Origin of the sequence: Chryseobacterium gilvum (assembly GCF_025628965.1) — a bacterium.
GTDB lineage: Bacteria > Bacteroidota > Bacteroidia > Flavobacteriales > Weeksellaceae > Chryseobacterium > Chryseobacterium gilvum.
The window spans coordinates 270,899-288,768 of the sequence record NZ_JAOTEN010000003.1; the positions used below are offsets into that span (position 1 = coordinate 270,899).

Annotated in this window: 16 protein-coding genes; all 16 read right to left on the reverse strand. The window is 32.2% G+C overall.

The window, feature by feature from the left end; all coding sequences use genetic code 11:
* Window positions 1-273: 273 nt before the first annotated feature.
* The 16 genes from rimO to wecB all read right to left on the reverse strand — a co-directional run bounded on the left by rimO (window position 274) and on the right by wecB (window position 17,863).
* Complete coding sequence (gene rimO / locus N0B16_RS11515) at window positions 274-1,575, reverse strand: 30S ribosomal protein S12 methylthiotransferase RimO (protein WP_262991090.1); 1,302 nt, start codon at window positions 1,573-1,575, stop codon at window positions 274-276.
* A 90-nt stretch (window positions 1,576-1,665) separates the two neighbouring features.
* Entirely contained in the window at window positions 1,666-2,211 is a 546-nt protein-coding gene (gene rfbC / locus N0B16_RS11520) for a dTDP-4-dehydrorhamnose 3,5-epimerase (RefSeq protein ID WP_262991091.1), read from the reverse strand.
* 27 nt (window positions 2,212-2,238) lie between these two features.
* Complete coding sequence (locus N0B16_RS11525; RefSeq protein WP_262991092.1) at window positions 2,239-3,300, reverse strand: hypothetical protein; 1,062 nt, start codon at window positions 3,298-3,300, stop codon at window positions 2,239-2,241.
* Window positions 3,301-3,430: 130 nt separating this feature from the next.
* Window positions 3,431-4,378 carry a sugar transferase gene (locus tag N0B16_RS11530; RefSeq protein ID WP_262991093.1) on the reverse strand — a complete coding sequence of 316 codons (948 nt, stop codon included), beginning with the start codon at window positions 4,376-4,378 and terminating at the stop codon, window positions 3,431-3,433.
* Between the two features lie 223 nt (window positions 4,379-4,601).
* Window positions 4,602-5,660: a glycosyltransferase gene (locus N0B16_RS11535; protein WP_262991094.1), complete on the reverse strand. Its 1,059-nt coding sequence runs from the start codon at window positions 5,658-5,660 to the stop codon at window positions 4,602-4,604.
* A 9-nt stretch (window positions 5,661-5,669) separates the two neighbouring features.
* Window positions 5,670-6,431: a glycosyltransferase gene (locus N0B16_RS11540; protein WP_262991095.1), complete on the reverse strand. Its 762-nt coding sequence runs from the start codon at window positions 6,429-6,431 to the stop codon at window positions 5,670-5,672.
* Window positions 6,428-7,252 carry a glycosyltransferase family 2 protein gene (locus tag N0B16_RS11545; protein WP_262991096.1) on the reverse strand — a complete coding sequence of 275 codons (825 nt, stop codon included), beginning with the start codon at window positions 7,250-7,252 and terminating at the stop codon, window positions 6,428-6,430. Before N0B16_RS11545 ends, N0B16_RS11540 begins: the two co-directional genes overlap by 4 nt.
* Window positions 7,249-8,289, reverse strand: a complete 1,041-nt coding sequence (locus tag N0B16_RS11550; RefSeq protein ID WP_262991097.1) for an EpsG family protein — start codon at window positions 8,287-8,289, stop codon at window positions 7,249-7,251. The genes N0B16_RS11545 and N0B16_RS11550 overlap by 4 nt, the downstream gene beginning before the upstream one ends.
* Before the next feature lie 88 nt (window positions 8,290-8,377).
* Entirely contained in the window at window positions 8,378-9,778 is a 1,401-nt protein-coding gene (locus N0B16_RS11555; protein WP_262991098.1) for a flippase, read from the reverse strand.
* 58 nt (window positions 9,779-9,836) lie between these two features.
* Window positions 9,837-12,197 carry a GumC family protein gene (locus tag N0B16_RS11560; protein WP_262991099.1) on the reverse strand — a complete coding sequence of 787 codons (2,361 nt, stop codon included), beginning with the start codon at window positions 12,195-12,197 and terminating at the stop codon, window positions 9,837-9,839.
* Window positions 12,198-12,401: 204 nt separating this feature from the next.
* Window positions 12,402-12,968, reverse strand: a complete 567-nt coding sequence (locus N0B16_RS11565) for a sugar transferase (protein WP_262991100.1) — start codon at window positions 12,966-12,968, stop codon at window positions 12,402-12,404.
* Between the two features lie 150 nt (window positions 12,969-13,118).
* Window positions 13,119-14,252, reverse strand: coding sequence for an aminotransferase class I/II-fold pyridoxal phosphate-dependent enzyme (locus N0B16_RS11570; protein ID WP_262991101.1), 1,134 nt, complete (start codon window positions 14,250-14,252; stop codon window positions 13,119-13,121).
* Between the two features lie 11 nt (window positions 14,253-14,263).
* A complete protein-coding gene (locus N0B16_RS11575; RefSeq protein WP_262991102.1) occupies window positions 14,264-14,911 on the reverse strand; it encodes an acetyltransferase in 648 nt (215 codons plus the stop codon).
* A gap of 9 nt (window positions 14,912-14,920) precedes the next feature.
* The gene (locus tag N0B16_RS11580; protein ID WP_262991103.1) at window positions 14,921-15,526 is read right to left on the reverse strand and encodes a sugar transferase; all 606 of its coding nucleotides are present in this window, start codon (window positions 15,524-15,526) and stop codon (window positions 14,921-14,923) included.
* On the reverse strand, window positions 15,526-16,722 hold the full coding sequence (locus N0B16_RS11585) for a glycosyltransferase family 4 protein (RefSeq protein ID WP_262991104.1): 1,197 nt from the start codon (window positions 16,720-16,722) through the stop codon (window positions 15,526-15,528). The genes N0B16_RS11580 and N0B16_RS11585 overlap by 1 nt, the downstream gene beginning before the upstream one ends.
* A gap of 1 nt (window position 16,723) precedes the next feature.
* The gene (gene wecB, locus N0B16_RS11590) at window positions 16,724-17,863 is read right to left on the reverse strand and encodes a non-hydrolyzing UDP-N-acetylglucosamine 2-epimerase (RefSeq protein WP_262991105.1); all 1,140 of its coding nucleotides are present in this window, start codon (window positions 17,861-17,863) and stop codon (window positions 16,724-16,726) included.
* Window positions 17,864-17,870: the final 7 nt, after the last annotated feature.

The window sequence follows — 17,870 nt, forward strand, 5'->3', positions numbered from 1 at the left end:
CTTTTTACTCACCTATTCCAAATGTTAAATACTGTTAACAAAAACTTAAATAAAATATAAATAAGCTTGTAAGTTACTATGAATAGGGAAATTAGAGGTGTGTGTTAAAGAACGTTAAAAATTAACGTAATATGTTAACGTTATTAACTATATTTATCCGTTCGTCATATATCTTAATAAAAACATCATTGATTATCAGTTAATTATAAATTCAAAAAAAAACAACAATTATATGAATAACTGTTGTTTTAATCTATATTAAAAAATGATGGTTTATATTAATTCACCATACAAATCAAATTCTTCTGCGGAAGTAATTTTTACCAAAGCAAATTCACCAATAGATATATAGGTGTTTTCTGCTGATACGAGAACGGTATTGTCTACATCAGGCGAATCATATTCTGTTCTTCCTACAAAGTAATTCCCTTCTTTTCTGTCGAAAATGCATTTGTAAATCTGACCAATTTTCTGTTGGTTTTTTTCCCATGAAATCTGTGACTGCAATTCCATAATTTCTTCAACACGAGCTTCTTTTACTTCCTGTGGAATATCGTCTTCTAAAACATAAGCTCCTGTATTTTCTTCATGAGAATAGGTAAAGCATCCTAATCTGTCAAATTTCTGTTCTCTTACCCAGTCTTTAAGTTCCTGGAATCTTTCTTCCGTTTCTCCCGGATAGCCTACAATTAGAGTAGTCCTTATCGCCATATCAGGAACTTTTTCACGGAATTTTGATAACAAGGCATCTGTTTTTTCGTGAGTAGTTCCTCTTTTCATAGATTTCAGCAAATCTGAATTGATGTGCTGCAGCGGAATATCAATATAATTACACACTTTAGGCTCTTCGCGTATAATATCCAACACATCTTCCGGGAAACCGCTTGGAAATGCATAATGCAGACGAATCCATTCAATTCCTTCTACTTTTACCAATTCGTTTAGAAGTTCTCCTAAAGCTCGTTTCTTATAAATATCAAGTCCGTAATAGGTAAGATCCTGAGCAATTAAAATTAATTCTTTAACGCCAACTTTAGCGAGTTTCTGCGCTTCTCTGACTAATTTTTCGATCGGTGTAGAAATATGTCCTCCACGCATCAGTGGTATTGCACAAAAAGAACAAGGCCTGTCACAACCTTCCGAAATTTTGAGGTATGCATAGTGTTTTGGTGTAGTTGTCAATCTCTCACCCACCAATTCATGCTTATAATCTGCCCCTAAATGCTTTAACAAAATCGGTAAATCTCTTGTTCCGAAATATTGATCAACATCAGGAATTTCTTTAATCAAATCCGGCTTGTATCTTTCTGACAAACATCCGGTTACAAAAACTTTTTCTACTTCACCTCTATTTTTTGCCTCTACATAATCTAAAATGGTATTAATAGATTCTTCTTTGGCGTTATCAATAAATCCGCAGGTATTGATCACTACTATATCTCCTTTATCCTCATGCACCACTTCTTTACCATTGGCTTTCAGCTGGCTCATTAATACTTCTGAGTCATAAACATTTTTGGAGCATCCAAGTGTTACAATATTGATTTTCTTTTTACCTACAGATTTTGTGCGCATCTTTTTATTTTGAGTGTGCAAAGATACAAATATTAAGAGAGGTTATAATAATTAAAAAACCACTATAAGTAAGTGGCTTTATCTATGAGATTAATAATTCTTCTCTTTTAACAAAGGTGCCGTCTGATCTTTTTCTGAAAGAATAATATCATTTTCGTTCAGCTTCCAATCTATTTTAAGGTCATTATCATTATACCGTACGCTTCCTTCAGAATCTTTATGATAAAAGTTATCACATTTGTATGCAAATATTGCATTTTCGCTAAGGACGGAAAAACCATGCCCAAAACCTCTTGGAATATAGAGTTGAATTTTATTCTCTCCGGTAAGCTCTATTCCAAACCATTTTCCGAATGTGGGGGAATCTTCACGAAGATCTACCGCTACATCCCAAACTTTACCTTCTAAGCAGGAAACCAGTTTGGCCTGCGCGTGATCACCTTTCTGCAAATGCAATCCTCTTAATACCCCATAAGAAGATTTTGAAACATTATCCTGCACAAAATGACCGTTCATCCCGGTAAGTTCTTCAAATACTTTTTCGTTGAATTTTTCAAAAAAATATCCTCTATCATCTTCAAAAACTGTAGGCTCTACGATGTAACAGTCTTTTAACGGAGTTTCTTTTATTTTCATAAATCTTATTATAAATTTATATTGATTTTATTGATCGTACGTAAATATGAGAATATCTCCGGGTAAGATGGTATCATTATATTTTTTCAGGGTAGAAACTGCTAGTAATTTTCCGGTATTGTTATTTACTTTTTTCATAGAAAACTGCAATTGATACTTAAAATCTAAATTTTCATCTAACGATTTATTTTGGATGATTACAAACCTTTTATTTCCATTTGACATCAATGAGACCAAAGCATTTTTACCGAATGTAGAAAAAAATTTAAATCCTTTTGGTATTGAATTTAATTTTTTTGTTCCTCGCGGAATTTCATTTCCCGTATGATAAATTTCTTCAGATTTTGCACCCGCAAATATCCAAGCCAGTCTCTGGATCTGCTGATTAACGGTTTTAACCACATTATAAGTGGGGGTCGGGTTTCCCTGATCATCCACAATGGCGTATGAATAGTTATCTTTCTTCCAGGTGATATCAGATTTCATGGTCCAATAAGTGAAATATTGTAATCCCTGAGCTCCATAAAGTAAATTTGCAAAATGTTGTAATTTAATTCCGGATATTTCAGGCTTTAGATAATCAAAATGAATTGTTGTACAGGCAAATCCCCAAAAGGGCTTGTTAGTAAGCTTAGATTCCCTACGAATGAGTTCTAAATTTTCGTAAAAATTTTCTCTGACTTTATTCTTGATTAAGGGATAATGATCGAAAGAAATAAATGATATAGGCAGATCGCTCACTGCTTTTGAGATATATTTATTATATGATAGATTTCCTATATTTTGTGGTAAGACATAGTTTGGAAAAAGGTTTGCGTAAAAAAAGTGTGACTGATCATATTTTTTTATTTTTTCAACGAATTTAATATAATCCGGGAAGTCTGTGGGTGGTGGTTCATCTCCCATATAGTAACCTTCTAATGAAGAATGATTTTTTATCTCTGGAACCGCTTTTTGTGGTTCCGAATATAATTCAGGATAAGAAAGTATTAATTTAATGCCGGTTTGCTTTGCTGCATTTAATGCTTTCATTGCATTAGCATGATTAGAAAACGTCATTAAACTTAAAGAAAATCCTGCTTCTTGCATTATTTTATAATTTTTGGCAGTCGCATCTGTTTCCGGAATTCCGATAAATCCAAGAATTGGGATTTTTTGTCCAAAACAAAAAAAAGAAATAAAAAGAAATATGATTAATGTAAAACCCTTTCTCATTATGTTAATTACTGTTGAGTGTAAGGACAACACTTATTGTTCTTAGCAGTATTTTAAAATCTAAAACTAAAGAATAATTTTTAATATAAAATAAATCATATTCTAATTTTTCCAGATTATCTTTAGGAGTTGCTTTTGGAAGATTAACTTGAGCCCATCCTGTTACACCTGGTTTTACAAGATGCCTTAGGTCAAAATAAGAATTTTCATCAATAGATTCTTTAACGTATTTTGGACGTTCAGGCCGAGGTCCAATAATACTCATATCGCCACTTAAAACATTAAACAGCTGCGGGAGTTCATCAATTTTTGTTTTTCTTAAAAACTTTCCTACCGGAAAAAGTCTGTCATCCTTATCTTTCGTATAGCTGCCATTATGCTTTTTAGTCATTGTCCTTAGCTTATAGATTTTAAATGTTTTTGAGTTTTTCCCAACTCTTTCCTGGGTAAAAAAAACATTGCCGGGAGAGCTAATAAAAACAAGGATACAGCCCAATAAAATAATAAGTAAGGCAAAAGGAAGAAGAATTAACGATATTAACACATCCACAATTCTCTTGAAAACAAAATCAAACTGGTCTAATCCTATTGAAAATACATCATCTGCCAAATATTCGTGCGAATTAAGTTTTACTAATGGGATTCTGCCGTTGATTTTTTCATAAAATTCGTGAATTTCAAATACTTTTACTCCTTTTAATTTTGCTTCAACAATCTCACCTGTAAGTTTTTCAGGCAAATAATTTAGATCTGAGGTTTCAATAACTATAGTCTTAACATTAAATTTCTTGATATATTCTGAAATTGTTCTATGGTCTTTATCTGAACTGAAAAATACAGATTTACGAGATTTACTAAAGTTTTCCTCTGTAAAAATTTTTTCAGAAATACTGCTAACATTAATAAATAAATATCTTTCGTTATTTGAAAGATTAAAGTAATTTTTCATCATATCATATTCTCTAGTCTTTCATAGATAAAAATAATCTGCACAAATATATGAAATACTGTAAAACTACATACAGTAAAAAAACATTATTTAATCATTAAAAAACATTATCAGTAATAGTAGAGACCTAAGCATATTTTTTTGAAAAAAAATTATTTAATTATGAGAAATAACTAAATAATTTTCATTTCTTGTATAAAGATAAACTACTAAATTATGATGTAATTTAACACTGTTTATACAAATCTATGTATTTTTCATACATTTTTGAAATAGTAAATTCTTTTTCATATTTTAATCTTGCTTCTTCACTATAAGTTTTATATGTTTCTTTATTAACCATTATTTTTCTAATTGCTTCTTCAAATTCTTTAACCTCATTTTCGACAGCAAAACCATTTTTATTATTAAGAATTTCCGAAATACCTCCTACATTCGATGCTATTACAGGAATTTCACAACACATTGCCTCAAGTATAGAGATAGGCAAACCTTCATAATTACTAGGTAACAAGAAAAGATGCGCATATTTTAAATAGGCAGAAGCATTAATTAATTCTCCCATCATTGTAATATTCTGTGAATTATCCCCTTTTCCCTGTTTATTCCCTATCCATATGAAATGGAATCTTTCATCGTGCACAAAATGTGCTGCTAAGCTACAGAAGAGATCATATCTTTTTGGGGGACTTAATCTGGCAATTGTCATAACGACAATATGTTTATCGTGAATATTTTTTAAATATTCTGATGTTAAATCGAAAGGCAATATATGAAGATCTGCATCATTTATACCATTATATATCATTTTAACATTTTTACGAATGCCTTCCAATGCTAACTTTTCTCTATCGTATTTGCTGACAGCAACGATAAATTTAGCTTTATTCTTAAGTAGCTTTTCTAATACAAGAAATTTTCTATTTGCAATTCTCACTGAATCAAAACCATGAACGGTGTATATGATTTTGTGTACAGGAAATGCCAATCTTCCGAGAACACCTATTTTTGAAGAATGCAGATGAACAACATCCGGCTTTATTTTTTTATATATTTTCCGTAACGCAATTAGGGTCGAAAAATCTTTTTTTATGTTTATTTCTCTCTGAAGCTGAGGAATTTTTATCTGTGTTATGTTTTTATCCAGCTGTTTCCACATTGGGCCATTTGCTTCAGACACAACATAAACATCATGCCCTTCCAGAGCAGCATTATTACAAATATTAATCAATACGCTTTGTGCACCTCCTAAATCTGCCAATGTTATGGCGTGTAAAATTTTCATAAAGCAAAACTATAAACCGAACTTATTTATCATTTTCATATGACAATATGCTTTAATCACATAAAATCTATATAAAAATTTGAATAAAATTGAATTATTATTTTTCGGAAGATTATTATTTTTTTCTACCAATAAAGAACTGGTTGCAGATACATTATTATCATGCCTTCTGTAAAGAATTGCAGGAGTATGTAATAATTTAAATATCCCGATATCAGAGGTTATAAGGCCAATCCATAAATCGTGTGGCACATTTGCGGGTATTGGTAAAATATATTTTAGGATTTTTCGGCGAAATGCCATACAACATCCCAGGTATCCAGACTTATATATATTCCTGTAAAAACCAATTCTTACATTTTCTAATGTGAACTTTGAAGAAGATATTAATTCTAATGAATCATCAACAATTTTACAATCAGACATTACTAAATCAGCATTTTTAAGAGCTGAGATCATATTTTCTACCTTTGTAGGAAGCCAAATGTCATCTTGATCTGCTAAAAAAATATATTCTCCATTAGCTTTATTTAGAGCATTTTCAAAATTTTTCGCAACATATACGAAACTAAATTTCTGCTTCTCTTTTTTATGATGATATATTTTAATTCTCGTATCGTTAAAACTATGTATAACTGATATTGTATTATCCAGTGATCCATCATCTGAAATAATAATTTCATCATCATCGGCAAGCTGAATAAGGATCGAATCAAGCTGTTGCCTTATATATTTTTCACCATTATAAGTAGCTATGCAAACGGAAATCATATGTTTCTAATAATTGTATATGTTATTTTATACCAATAAAACTTTAGCAAAGATCCATATTCAATTTCCTTTAAAAATTGATACATCTGCAATTGATTGTTAATGGTTTTTTTAATTTTCTTCAGTTGTAAAATAAAGTAAGCATTGTTCGTCTTCTTAGCCCCCACCTCGTTTTTACTGTGTTGTCTATATAAAATTGTAGGGGTATTAATATATATAATTTTACCCATTTGGGCAACTTTTAGTGCAATCCAATAGTCATGCATCGGAACTTCTTTTTTTAAAGGTAATGAAACCTCTTTGGCTTTATTATTTATAATTACCGTGCAGCCTGTAACCCCATTGCAGACTCCTAGATAATTAAACTTAGATAAAAATTGCTGTTTTAATTTTGAATATTTCCAAAATGAAGGATAAATTTCTGTTAATTCCTGATCAACCACCTTCAGATCAGTATGCACTAAAATCGGAATATTTGAATTGGCAGCTTCTGCCTGCTGAATTTTTTTGACTGACATCTGAATCTTTTCCGGTAACCAAATATCATCCTGGTCACAAAACATGTAATAATCTGAATTTATATTTTCCAGCAAATAAAGAAATGACTTGCATGCACCTTTTCGGTAAGAATCTTTAATGAAGTGAATATTATGATATCTGATAGAATATTCTTCAATGATTTTCACTGTATTATCTGATGAGCTATCATCTCTAATATATAAATCCCAATTTGTGTATGATTGTTCTAAAATGGAATTAATTTGTTGTTTTAGAAACTGATCACCATTGTAAGTGGATAATAATATGGCTACATTTATCATCTTGATACCAGTTTTATATAATATATATCTATTAGCAATAATCCAAGTGCTAAACACCAAACTATCAATTTTCCAATCCACATGAAGCGTGCTGAGAAAATGAAGATGATTGATGGAAAAAGTATGATTTCAACCACTCCGAAAAGTTCTTGAATCCTAAATGCAAAAACCGGAATATCTGAAAAAAACAGAAAAGTAAATAGAGAAATTGCGTATGTTTTTATTAAAAAAAAGAATGATGGCAAATGAATGCTTATTCGATCTTCAAAATAAACCAGAAGATATAGAATAGCGATTCTCAATAAAAATAAAATATTAAATACATTTATGGTCGAATCTTCAATAAAGCCAGCCTCTGTAGCTTCTTTATATACTTCAATTTTACTCTGAAAATAAGGGATCGGTATAGATAAGTTAAAATAAGTATTTGAAAAATATAATAAATACCCCGCAGGAACCAAAAAAAGATAAGGCTTTAAATTTTTCTTCGTATTATTTACCAAAATCAGAAAAAGTGCCATTGAGCTTGATTGATGAAAAAAGATAGCAATTATCATAAATACAAAAAAATTCACATAATCATTTTTTGATTTATAATAGAAAGAAATTAATAAAAACCCTGTTGCGACACCAATTCTAATTTGTGTGATTTCGTGCAGAATATAGTAATGACTCAAATAGATTAAGATTGACCCGTATAAAAAAGGACTTAACTTTTTGATTCCGTGTAATTTTGCAACAACGCCTAAAGTAGCATACGTTAATAATAAATAAATGAAGCTTAGGTTAAAATGGTTTTTGATGATATCTTTTATAAGTATAAAAGAATATTCGACATCGGCTTTCATATTATTTGTTCTCCACTTGTCAAAATATATATAATAATCGTTGTCAATATCTTTATCTCTAAAGCCTGCAGTAAGAATTAATAATATTGCCAATACAATTATAATACTTATACTAACTACTTTATTTTTTGTATCAATTATAAAAAAAATTGATACTATTGTAAATAAAATGAAAAGTAATAATATCATTTTTGTATTTTAATATTTATTAGTTAAAATGTCTAATTTATCGTTATCTCGTCTTGATTATAATCATTATTATTATCGCTACAACTTATTATTTCACCGTTTTTATCAATCTACCCAACATATGGTAAGTTTCTTTTTCTTTTAATAAAATTAATGTTAACAGGTAAATGCCCCAAGAACATAGAGAGATCAACACAAAGTACAATATTCCTTTCTGAAAAAATATAATTAGGGGTATAGAAACCAACAGCATAGCAAAAGAAGCTGTTATAATTTTATAAAAATTTCCGGAAAATAGTTTTGGCAGCATTGAGTTCTTTTTTAAAAAGAAAGACATAATTATTATTGCTAATAATTCAGATAAAACTCCAACAACCGCTGCGCCATTTTGTTGATAATACTTTATTGCGAAAAAGTTAACTGCAATACTAAATACCGCAGATATCAAAGTAGCATAGGTATATATTTTCTCTTTGTTTTGAGGATATAATATTAAAAAACCCATGAAATAAGCAATACTTACTATAATACACAGAGGAGAAATAATTCTCATGGTTAATATAGATGACTCAAACCCCTTGCCTGCAATAAGATTTATAATAGGCTCTGCAAAAACTAAAAAATAAACTGTAAATGGCAATGATGCTAAAAGTAGAAAAGTAAAACTTTTATGAAGGTATACAAAGTATAATTCTTTGTCTTCTTTATAAAGAAAGGATAATCTGGGTAACATGACGGCTCCAATAATGGTAATAAAACTAATTACAAATCTAACCAATCTGTTGGCCACAGAATAATATCCAATATTTTTGTCGTCCGCCAGCATTCCGATCAGCAGATAATCTAAATAGAGATAAATACTAACAGAAATTGTTGCTATAAACATTGTCAATATAGGCTTAATATGCCTTCTAACATTTAAGAGTTTTATAGATTTCCGTTCTCTATAAATAATCTTAGATAATACGTAAAAATTAAGAATGTTTGCACCGCAGCTTGTAAGAACTATACAAAAAGCATAAATATCAGAATCGTCTGAAGATTTAATAAACAAAAACATTAATATAACCATCAAGATTCTTACCCCCACATAGCGCAGAGTAATATATAATTGGTCTTCAACTCCCTGAAAATACCATTCAGCTCCGATATTAGTTAAAAATATCATAGAGCTCATAATAAGAATAATATCCCTATAGCTCGCAAAATAATTTAAATTATATAATACCCCGAAAAGCAGTAAATAAGAGATGATACTGGTCACTCCCAGTATAATTAATAATTCAGTAAGAATCTTTGCCCTGACTGCAGGTTTATTTCTAACTTTTGAAATTTCCCTTATACCATACATTGGGATTCCCAATGCGGTAAAAAGTAAAAAATAATTGATAATTGTGTTGATATATTCTACTTTACCAATATATTCTGGACCCAAAACTCTATTGATATAAGGCATGGTAAGAAGACCGACAGCAGCACCAGATCCCATTCTTATTACATTAAGTATATAATTAGATTTTAAACTAAGAGTCCTTTTCAAAATTCAATTAATTACCCAGAAATTTCTGCCACCATTTTTTATCTTCAGCTTGATAGCCGTAGCCATATTTATTGCCATATCCGAAATTTGAATCAGATATCCCGTTTAAAACAATACCTACATTTTTAAGTTTGGATTCTTCTACAGAAGTATTTAAAAACTCTATATAGCTTTTTTCCGTAACCTCAGATCTAGTGACAAATACAATTACATCACTCTTATCTGCAATAAGGAAAGAATCTGTAACTAATAAAAGCGGCGCTGTATCCAAAACAATATATTTATACTTATTTTGAGATTTTATAGAATGTAAAAGTTCATCTAATTTGCCATTTTGCAATAGATCTGTAGGATTGGGAGGTATAGAGCCTGAATAAATAAAATCACAGTTTTCATTATATCCGCTTGGATGAATTATTTCCTCAATTGCAGTTATTTCTCCGCTTAAAAACTCGGTTAACCCCTTTGCAGCTTTCATAGAAGGATTATATCGCTGTAACTGCGGATTTCGTATATCTGCTCCGATGACCAAAACTTTATCTCGAGAAGACGCTAATATAATTGATAAATTAGTTGAAACAAATGTTTTGCCTTCTCCCTTTACAGATGAAGTAACCAAAATAGTTTGAGGCGTATCTTTTACTTGTAAGAGAAATCTTAAGTTAGTCACAAATATCCTAAATGATTCAGCCATCGGAGAAACATCATTAAATGCAACTAAATTGTTTTGTCTATTCTTAAACTTAGGAATCTCTGCAATTACCGGCAGTTTTGTGAGCTTTGACAGATCTGATCTGTTGATGATTGTACTTTGTAAAAGTTGTTTTAAATAGATGAAGATAAATGGAATTAAAGCACCTAATAAAAAGCATACACCCAAAATGATCATTTTTTTAGGAGCTACAGGTTTTTTAAAAACGAATGCTTTATCAATCACTCTTGCCTTTTCAGCAGTGATTTCCATAGTGATCGCAGCCTCTTCCCGCTTTTGCAGAAGCAATAAATACAGATTTTCTTTTATCTGCTGTTGTCTTTCTATGCTTCTGAAAAGTTTTTCCTGGGTTGGAATCTTTCCGATCATTTGTTCTGACTCTCCTAATTGACTTTCAACTTTTCTCCTTGCAAATTGTAAAGAAATAACATTCTTCTGTAAAGATTCCGTTAATGAAGATTTCATTTCTTCTATTTGCTTATTGGCAATTTTTACTAAGGGATTATCTGGTGTAGCTTCCTGCAAATATTTATTTCTTTGCAGAACCAGTGAATTATATTCTTGAATTGCCTTTCCTGCTGATTCATTATCCAAACCTATATTAAGCGGCAGAACATCACCTGAACCTTTTTTATCAAGAGAATTCTGTAGAATCTTAGTTAATTCCAATTGTGTACCTATCTCTAATAATTGAGTTTTGCTTTGTTCCTTAAGCTGAAGATTTATTTTAGCTTCTGTAGGCAGGTCAACAATATTATTACTCGATTTAAATCCTTCTTTTTGAGTTTCTACACTACCCAATTCATTCGATATAAGCGCTATTCTTTTATCTATAAAATCTTTGCTTTTTTTAGACTCAATATTTTTATCGTTAATTGCATAAATGTTATATTGTCTTACCAACCCATTAAGAAAGTCTTTTGCTTTATCTTTATTTTGAAAGTCAACAGAAATATTTATTATTGTACCATCTTTATCCAGCAAATCTACCGTTAATGCTTCCTGAAAATCATTAACAGTGCTTTCAAAATCACTATAATTAAAATAAATTTTTGATATATCTGTTTTATAAGGCGCTTGAAAATTGGGATTTTTACGAATCATTATAACTGCAAAAGGCAGGCTTGTTGTTGTATTGAATGACGTTACAATATCTTTTTCCCATTCTTTGGAAGACAGTATTACATCATTATTTTTGGTTTTAATATACACCGGCTCTTTAGGCAAATCTATATTCTTTTTTTCTTGGATTACATTTATTATATAGGGATTGGTGGTCCCATAAAGTTCTAAATCGCTAAATCTTTGCTTAGAATAAGTAGAAATTTGAAAATTATTATCTTTTAAAACATCTTCCACAATAGTTTTAGAACTAAAAACCCCAAGTTCATTTTCAATACTATTGGTACCCATTCCGGAAAAAGCACCAAAACTTTGTAAAACACCAAAATCTCCAGATGCAGAAGACATTTTTTTAGCATCCTTTATTAGCACTGATGTTTGAATCTTATAAACAGGGGCTATAGATTTTATGATAAAAATTCCTAATAGCAACATTGTGAAAATTATAGCGACAAAGTATTTCCATCTCCTTAAATAAGGAGCTAGTATTTCGTTGAGGTCAGTTTTTTCTTTATTATTGTAATTCTTATCCATTTTGAAGGATTGTTAAGTCAATTTAAAATTTAATTTTATTTTAAACGTGCAAATATATTTATATTTTATAGAAACTGTGCAGTATTATCAATTAATTGTTTAATATTTGTTTTTCAACTTCTTTGTTATTTCACCTACTAATTAACAAACATATTCATATTATTTTTAATTTTTTGTTAAATTAAACCAGAATAATCAAGATGTTCAAATCATATTTTTAAAAGTTTTCATTAATATCAAAACATCTTTTTGAAAAGAAAAATGATGATAGTATTCCAGATTCATTTTTATTTTTTCAGGAAAAATAATTTCGTCATTATATTGTAAAGGATTTTCCTGCAGACTTAGAATATAGTCTTCATTGCGGAACATTATTCCCGCTTCACTCGTAAGTCCCGGTTTCAGGTTCAGAATAAGACGCTCGTTTCCGGTGAGCCGGTCATAATAGCCTTCAATATCCGGTCTCGGTCCTACCAGTGACATATCGCCTTTAAGGATATTAAAGAGTTGCGGAAGCTCATCAAGCTTGGTTTTTCTTAACCAGATTCCGATTTTTGATTTATGAGAAGTGACGGGATGATAGGTCCTGAATTTATAGATAACAAACTTTCTGCCGTGCCTCCCAATTCTTTCCTGACTGAACAGCCCCGGAAAACCCGTATCCCATGATGATATGATGATTAAAATCAAAAAAAGCGGCAGCAGGAGCACAATTGCAATGGAGGTTAACCCATAATCCATCATTGCTTTCCACCAAGGATATTTTTTCACACGTGTTGTATTGGATGGCAAATATAGGTAAAAAGTTGAATTTTTCTGCTTCCTTTACCACCTACAATTTTAAATTTCAATACCGGAATATATGTAAAATATCCCGAAAAAAAAATCTGCTTATCATCAAGACAAGCAGATTTAAAGTGATTAAGCAAACAATTGCTTGATTATTTTTGAAATTCTGTCGCGATCTTGATCGGACAAGTTTGATCCGGAAGGCAAACATAATCCGTTTTCAAATAGTTTTTCGGCAACTTGATCTCCGTAATAAGGAGCATCTTCAAAAACAGGCTGCATATGCATCGGTTTCCAAAGCGGTCGCGATTCTATATTATCTTCCAGAAAAGCCAGACGTACATCTTCCCGGTTTTTTCCGGTTTTTTCTTCATCAACAATAATAGCAGAAAGCCAGTGATTGGAATAATAATCATCCGCAGGTTCTGAAAAAACGGTCACCCCGTCAATATTTTTAAACAGATCTACATAAAAATTATGCATTTTTCTACGTGCTTCCACCCTGCTTTTTAATACTTCCATCTGACCACGGCCGATTCCTGCTACAATATTACTCATACGGTAATTAAACCCGATGTGAGAATGCTGGTAATGGGGAGCGTTGTCCCGTGCCTGAGTAGAAAGAAAAACCGTTTTATCTTTATCTTCCTGAGTGTGACAAACCAATGCGCCGCCACCGGAAGTGGTGATGATTTTATTTCCGTTGAATGATAAAATACCGAAACGCCCGAATGTTCCGCATGATCTGCCTTTGTAGGTTGATCCTAATGCTTCTGCAGCGTCTTCAATAACCGGAATCTGATATTTTTCAGCAATTTCTAAAATTTCATCCATTTTAGCAGGCATCCCGTATAAATGGACTACAATAATGGCTTTTGGCTTCTTACCTTTTGAGATTCTGTCTTCAATCGCTTTTTGCAATGCAACCGGACACATATTCCAGGTATCTTTTTCTGAATCAATAAATACCGGATTTGCGCCGCAATAAGCAATAGGGTTTGCGGATGCAGAGAACGTCATCGACTGGCAAATGACCTCATCACCATACATCACACCACATTCTATTAATGCTAAATGCAATGCTGCTGTTCCCGCTGAAAGGACGGCTACTTTTACATCATCATTTAAAAAAGCTTCCAGATCTTTTTCAAAACCATCTACATTGGGTCCTAAAGGTGCTACCCAATTGGCATCAAAAGCTTCGTGAATATATTTCAGTTCGTTTCCTCCCATATGAGGTGATGAAAGCCATATTTTGTCTTGCATAGTTCTATTTTTTAGTCGTGAAATTTTATGGGTTTTGCAGGAATTCCTACAGCGGTGCAGTTCGGGGGCAATGATTTTGAAACTACAGCTCCGGCCCCTACAATGGTGTTTTCTCCTATTTCTAATAAATTGATAATTTTAGCGCCCGTTCCTACATAAACTCCCTGTTCAATTTTTACTTCACCGGAGATATTGACTGAAGGCATAAACGAACAATACTCTTCAATAACAGTATCATGTCCTACGGTACACATCAGATTAAGGATCACAAAATCTTTGATGGTAATATTGCAGGTAATAATGGTTCCTTCACAGATGATACAGCCTTTTCCTATGGTTACAAACTCATCGGTAACGGAAGCTTTCGGATGTTTGATGGTAGGAAATAAAATATTCTTATTATTAATTTTAGAAATGATTTTCTTTTTTATTTGGGGATCGCCGATACAGATAACAAGAGAGATCTCTTTTTCGTATTGATTGACATCATGAATACCTCCCAAAACAGGGTAATTATTAACAAAAGATCCCTTTTCCAGCGCATCATCAAAAAAACCGATGAATTGATAAGTGTCTGAATTTTCTGTATTGATTGCGTCAATAATTGTTTTTACTTCTCTTCCAAATCCTCCTGCACCAAATATGGCAATATTTTTCATGTATTTAATTTAATTATATCCATTAAAAGGCTCTGCAGTTGCCTGTCCTCCCTGATTGATCCCTTCACGTTTAAAAACTTTTTTAAATGTATTTAAAAAAACTTTAAGATCTGTTGCAAACGAGAGATGGTCTACGTACCAAATATCCAGTTCAAACTTTTTTTCCCAGGAAATGGCGTTTCTTCCGTTGATTTGCGCCCATCCTGTAATACCGGGACGTACATCATGTCTCCGCTTCTGAATTGTATTATACAAAGGTAAGTATTGTGGCAATAACGGACGTGGTCCTATCAGAGACATATCTCCTTTAAGTATATTTATCAGCTGCGGTATTTCATCTAATGAGGTTTTGCGTACAAAAGCGCCAATCGCAGTCAGTCTTTCGGCATCAGAAAGCAGATTTCCGGATGCATCTTTTTTATCGTTCATCGTTTTGAATTTGATGATCTTAAAAATTTTCTCTTTCAGCCCCGGTCGCGCCTGAAAAAAGAAAGGTTTGCCGTCATTCGCAAAATACAGACCAATGGTCACCACAATAAAAACAGGACTTAAGATCAGCAATCCTACGAGTGCGATCATGAAATCTATTATTCTTTTAATATAATTTTTATACATCACTCTATTTTTTCCATAATCAAATGATAGGACTGATCTACTGTATATTTACTCAGCAACAGCTTTTCCGCGCGTTCTCCGATTTCCTTTATATTGCTATTCAGTATCAATTTTATTTTCAGCTGCATTTCATCCTGATTTCCTGCCATTACTTTATACCCGCAGTGTGCTTCTTCAATAACATCGCCAATATCTGTATTAGGATCTGTCGCTGCAATGACCGGCATTTTCATTTCCAGATAGGATAGTAAACGGGAAGGAAAATTAGGAATCAAAAAGTTTTTATCTAAAAATATCAATCCTACATCACACGATGCCAAAAGCTGATCGTAATCTTCCTTCGGCAAACGCTGCAAAAGTTTTGCATTGGCAGGTTTCTTATTATTAAACCATTCCTGAATTTTCTGAAATTCTGTGCCGTCGCCTATTATCAAGAAAAATACATCTTGAGTTTCAGTTGCCAGAATAGTTTCTAATAAAAAATCCAAACCTTGTGGTTTCCCCAGATTTCCTCCGTATACAAATACTTTTTTATCGGTCGGAACCTGATATTTTTTACGGATAGCTTTTTTCTGCAGGTCAGAATAATTAAAAACAACCGGTTCTATCGTATTGGGATTTACCTCAACTTTATTCTTACTGATTTCCGGATTGTTTTGCAGTACAAAATCTACATTTGCCTGAGACATACAACCCACAGTATCTGAAATGTGATAAAGTTTTTTTTCTTTTTTTAAAAACTGCTTATGTAAAAAACCGCCTTCTTTCAGCATTTTCATATCTACTGCATTCTGAGGGAAAATATCTTTTAAAAGAAGATACGATTTTGCATGGTCTCTCTTTTTAATATATTCAATGACTTTTGCAAAAGTAATCGGCGGTGTGGAATACAGCACAAGGTCAAACTTTTTACCGGTAAGATGTTTTTTTATAGCTGCAAGATATTGGTATTCAATGGCAATAGTACCGATTCCTTTCTCTATAATATTGGTTTTCTGAATATTTAATGTTTTTACCTGCAGTATTGAAACCCCTTTTTTCGTATTGAAATTAGTAGCAATCCCCTTCCGTCTTTCAACGGGTGATACAATGGTAACATCATGACCTTCGTTACGGAATTTACGCAACAGATCCTGATAAATACCCCGTTCTTCCACAGAGCTAATTTCAGCTAAAGTCAGAAAAAGCAAATTCATTTTATATTTCTTCCGACCAGACAGTCCTTTTAATATAATCGGTATATGAAATAATAATTCTCACCACTTTTTCAGACACATTCGGCATCGAATAATCAGAAACAGGCCTGAAATTTCTCTCCGATCCTGTTTTTTGCTGTAAAACCTGCGTTAAACCTTGCAAAATGCGTTCGGGAGACAAACCTACCATCATTACACTTGCTTCTTCCATCGCTTCCGGTCTTTCGTGCGCCTGACGAATATTTAATGCTCTGAAATTCAGTATTGAAGATTCTTCTGAGATGGTTCCTGAATCAGAAAGTACAGCATATGCTCTTTTCTGCAATGCATTATAATCATGGAATCCTAAAGGTTTCAGAAACTGAATTTCGGGACGCATCTCGATCTGCATTTTATCAATCATATTCTGGGTACGCGGATGCGTAGAAACAATAATCGGATATTGATATTTTTCTGCAATGGCATTGAGAGAAGTCATTAATCCTCTGAAATTTTTCTCAGAATTGATATTTTCTTCGCGGTGAGAAGATACGACGAAGAACTTTCCTTCTTCAAGATTTAATTTTTTAAGAACATCGGAAGCGTCAATCTGAGGCAAATAATGATTCAGAACCTCAAACATCGGAGAACCCGTTTTAATGATTCTGTCTGCAGGAAGCCCTTCTCTTAGAAGATATTCTCTTGCAATATCCGAGTACGTTAAATTAATATCTGAAGTATGATCTACGATTTTACGATTGGTTTCTTCCGGAACTCTCTGGTCAAAACACCTGTTTCCTGCTTCCATGTGGAAAATAGGAATATGTCTTTTCTTTGCAGGAATGGCGCACAAACAAGAGTTGGTATCTCCTAAAACCAAAAATGCATCAGGCTTTAATTCTTCTAATAACGGATCAATTTTAATTAAAATATTCCCTACTGTTTCTGTAGCTGTTTTTCCGGCAGCTTCCAGGAAATAATCTGGTTTACGAAGTCCTAAATCTTCAAAAAAAATCTGGTTTAATTCGTAATCATAGTTTTGTCCTGTGTGAACAATGATATGTTCTACAGCTTCGGAAGCATCTAAAGCATCTAACACGCGTGATAATCTGATGATTTCTGGCCGTGTTCCCACAACCGTCATAACTTTAAGTTTTTTCATTGTATGG

Excerpts from the sequence above, each read along its gene's own strand:
- rimO (WP_262991090.1), bottom strand. The coding sequence starts at position 1,575 with ATGCGCACAAAATCTGTAGGTAAAAAGAAAATCAATATTGTAACACTT.
- rfbC (WP_262991091.1), bottom strand. The coding sequence starts at position 2,211 with ATGAAAATAAAAGAAACTCCGTTAAAAGACTGTTACATCGTAGAGCCT.
- N0B16_RS11525 (WP_262991092.1), bottom strand. The coding sequence starts at position 3,300 with ATGCAAGAAGCAGGATTTTCTTTAAGTTTAATGACGTTTTCTAATCAT.
- N0B16_RS11530 (WP_262991093.1), bottom strand. The coding sequence starts at position 4,378 with ATGATGAAAAATTACTTTAATCTTTCAAATAACGAAAGATATTTATTT.
- N0B16_RS11535 (WP_262991094.1), bottom strand. The coding sequence starts at position 5,660 with ATGAAAATTTTACACGCCATAACATTGGCAGATTTAGGAGGTGCACAA.
- N0B16_RS11540 (WP_262991095.1), bottom strand. The coding sequence starts at position 6,431 with ATGATTTCCGTTTGCATAGCTACTTATAATGGTGAAAAATATATAAGG.
- N0B16_RS11545 (WP_262991096.1), bottom strand. The coding sequence starts at position 7,252 with ATGATAAATGTAGCCATATTATTATCCACTTACAATGGTGATCAGTTT.
- N0B16_RS11550 (WP_262991097.1), bottom strand. The coding sequence starts at position 8,289 with ATGATATTATTACTTTTCATTTTATTTACAATAGTATCAATTTTTTTT.
- N0B16_RS11555 (WP_262991098.1), bottom strand. The coding sequence starts at position 9,778 with ATGGGATCTGGTGCTGCTGTCGGTCTTCTTACCATGCCTTATATCAAT.
- N0B16_RS11560 (WP_262991099.1), bottom strand. The coding sequence starts at position 12,197 with ATGGATAAGAATTACAATAATAAAGAAAAAACTGACCTCAACGAAATA.
- N0B16_RS11570 (WP_262991101.1), bottom strand. The coding sequence starts at position 14,252 with ATGCAAGACAAAATATGGCTTTCATCACCTCATATGGGAGGAAACGAA.
- N0B16_RS11575 (WP_262991102.1), bottom strand. The coding sequence starts at position 14,911 with ATGAAAAATATTGCCATATTTGGTGCAGGAGGATTTGGAAGAGAAGTA.
- N0B16_RS11580 (WP_262991103.1), bottom strand. The coding sequence starts at position 15,526 with ATGTATAAAAATTATATTAAAAGAATAATAGATTTCATGATCGCACTC.
- N0B16_RS11585 (WP_262991104.1), bottom strand. The coding sequence starts at position 16,722 with ATGAATTTGCTTTTTCTGACTTTAGCTGAAATTAGCTCTGTGGAAGAA.
- wecB (WP_262991105.1), bottom strand. The coding sequence starts at position 17,863 with ATGAAAAAACTTAAAGTTATGACGGTTGTGGGAACACGGCCAGAAATC.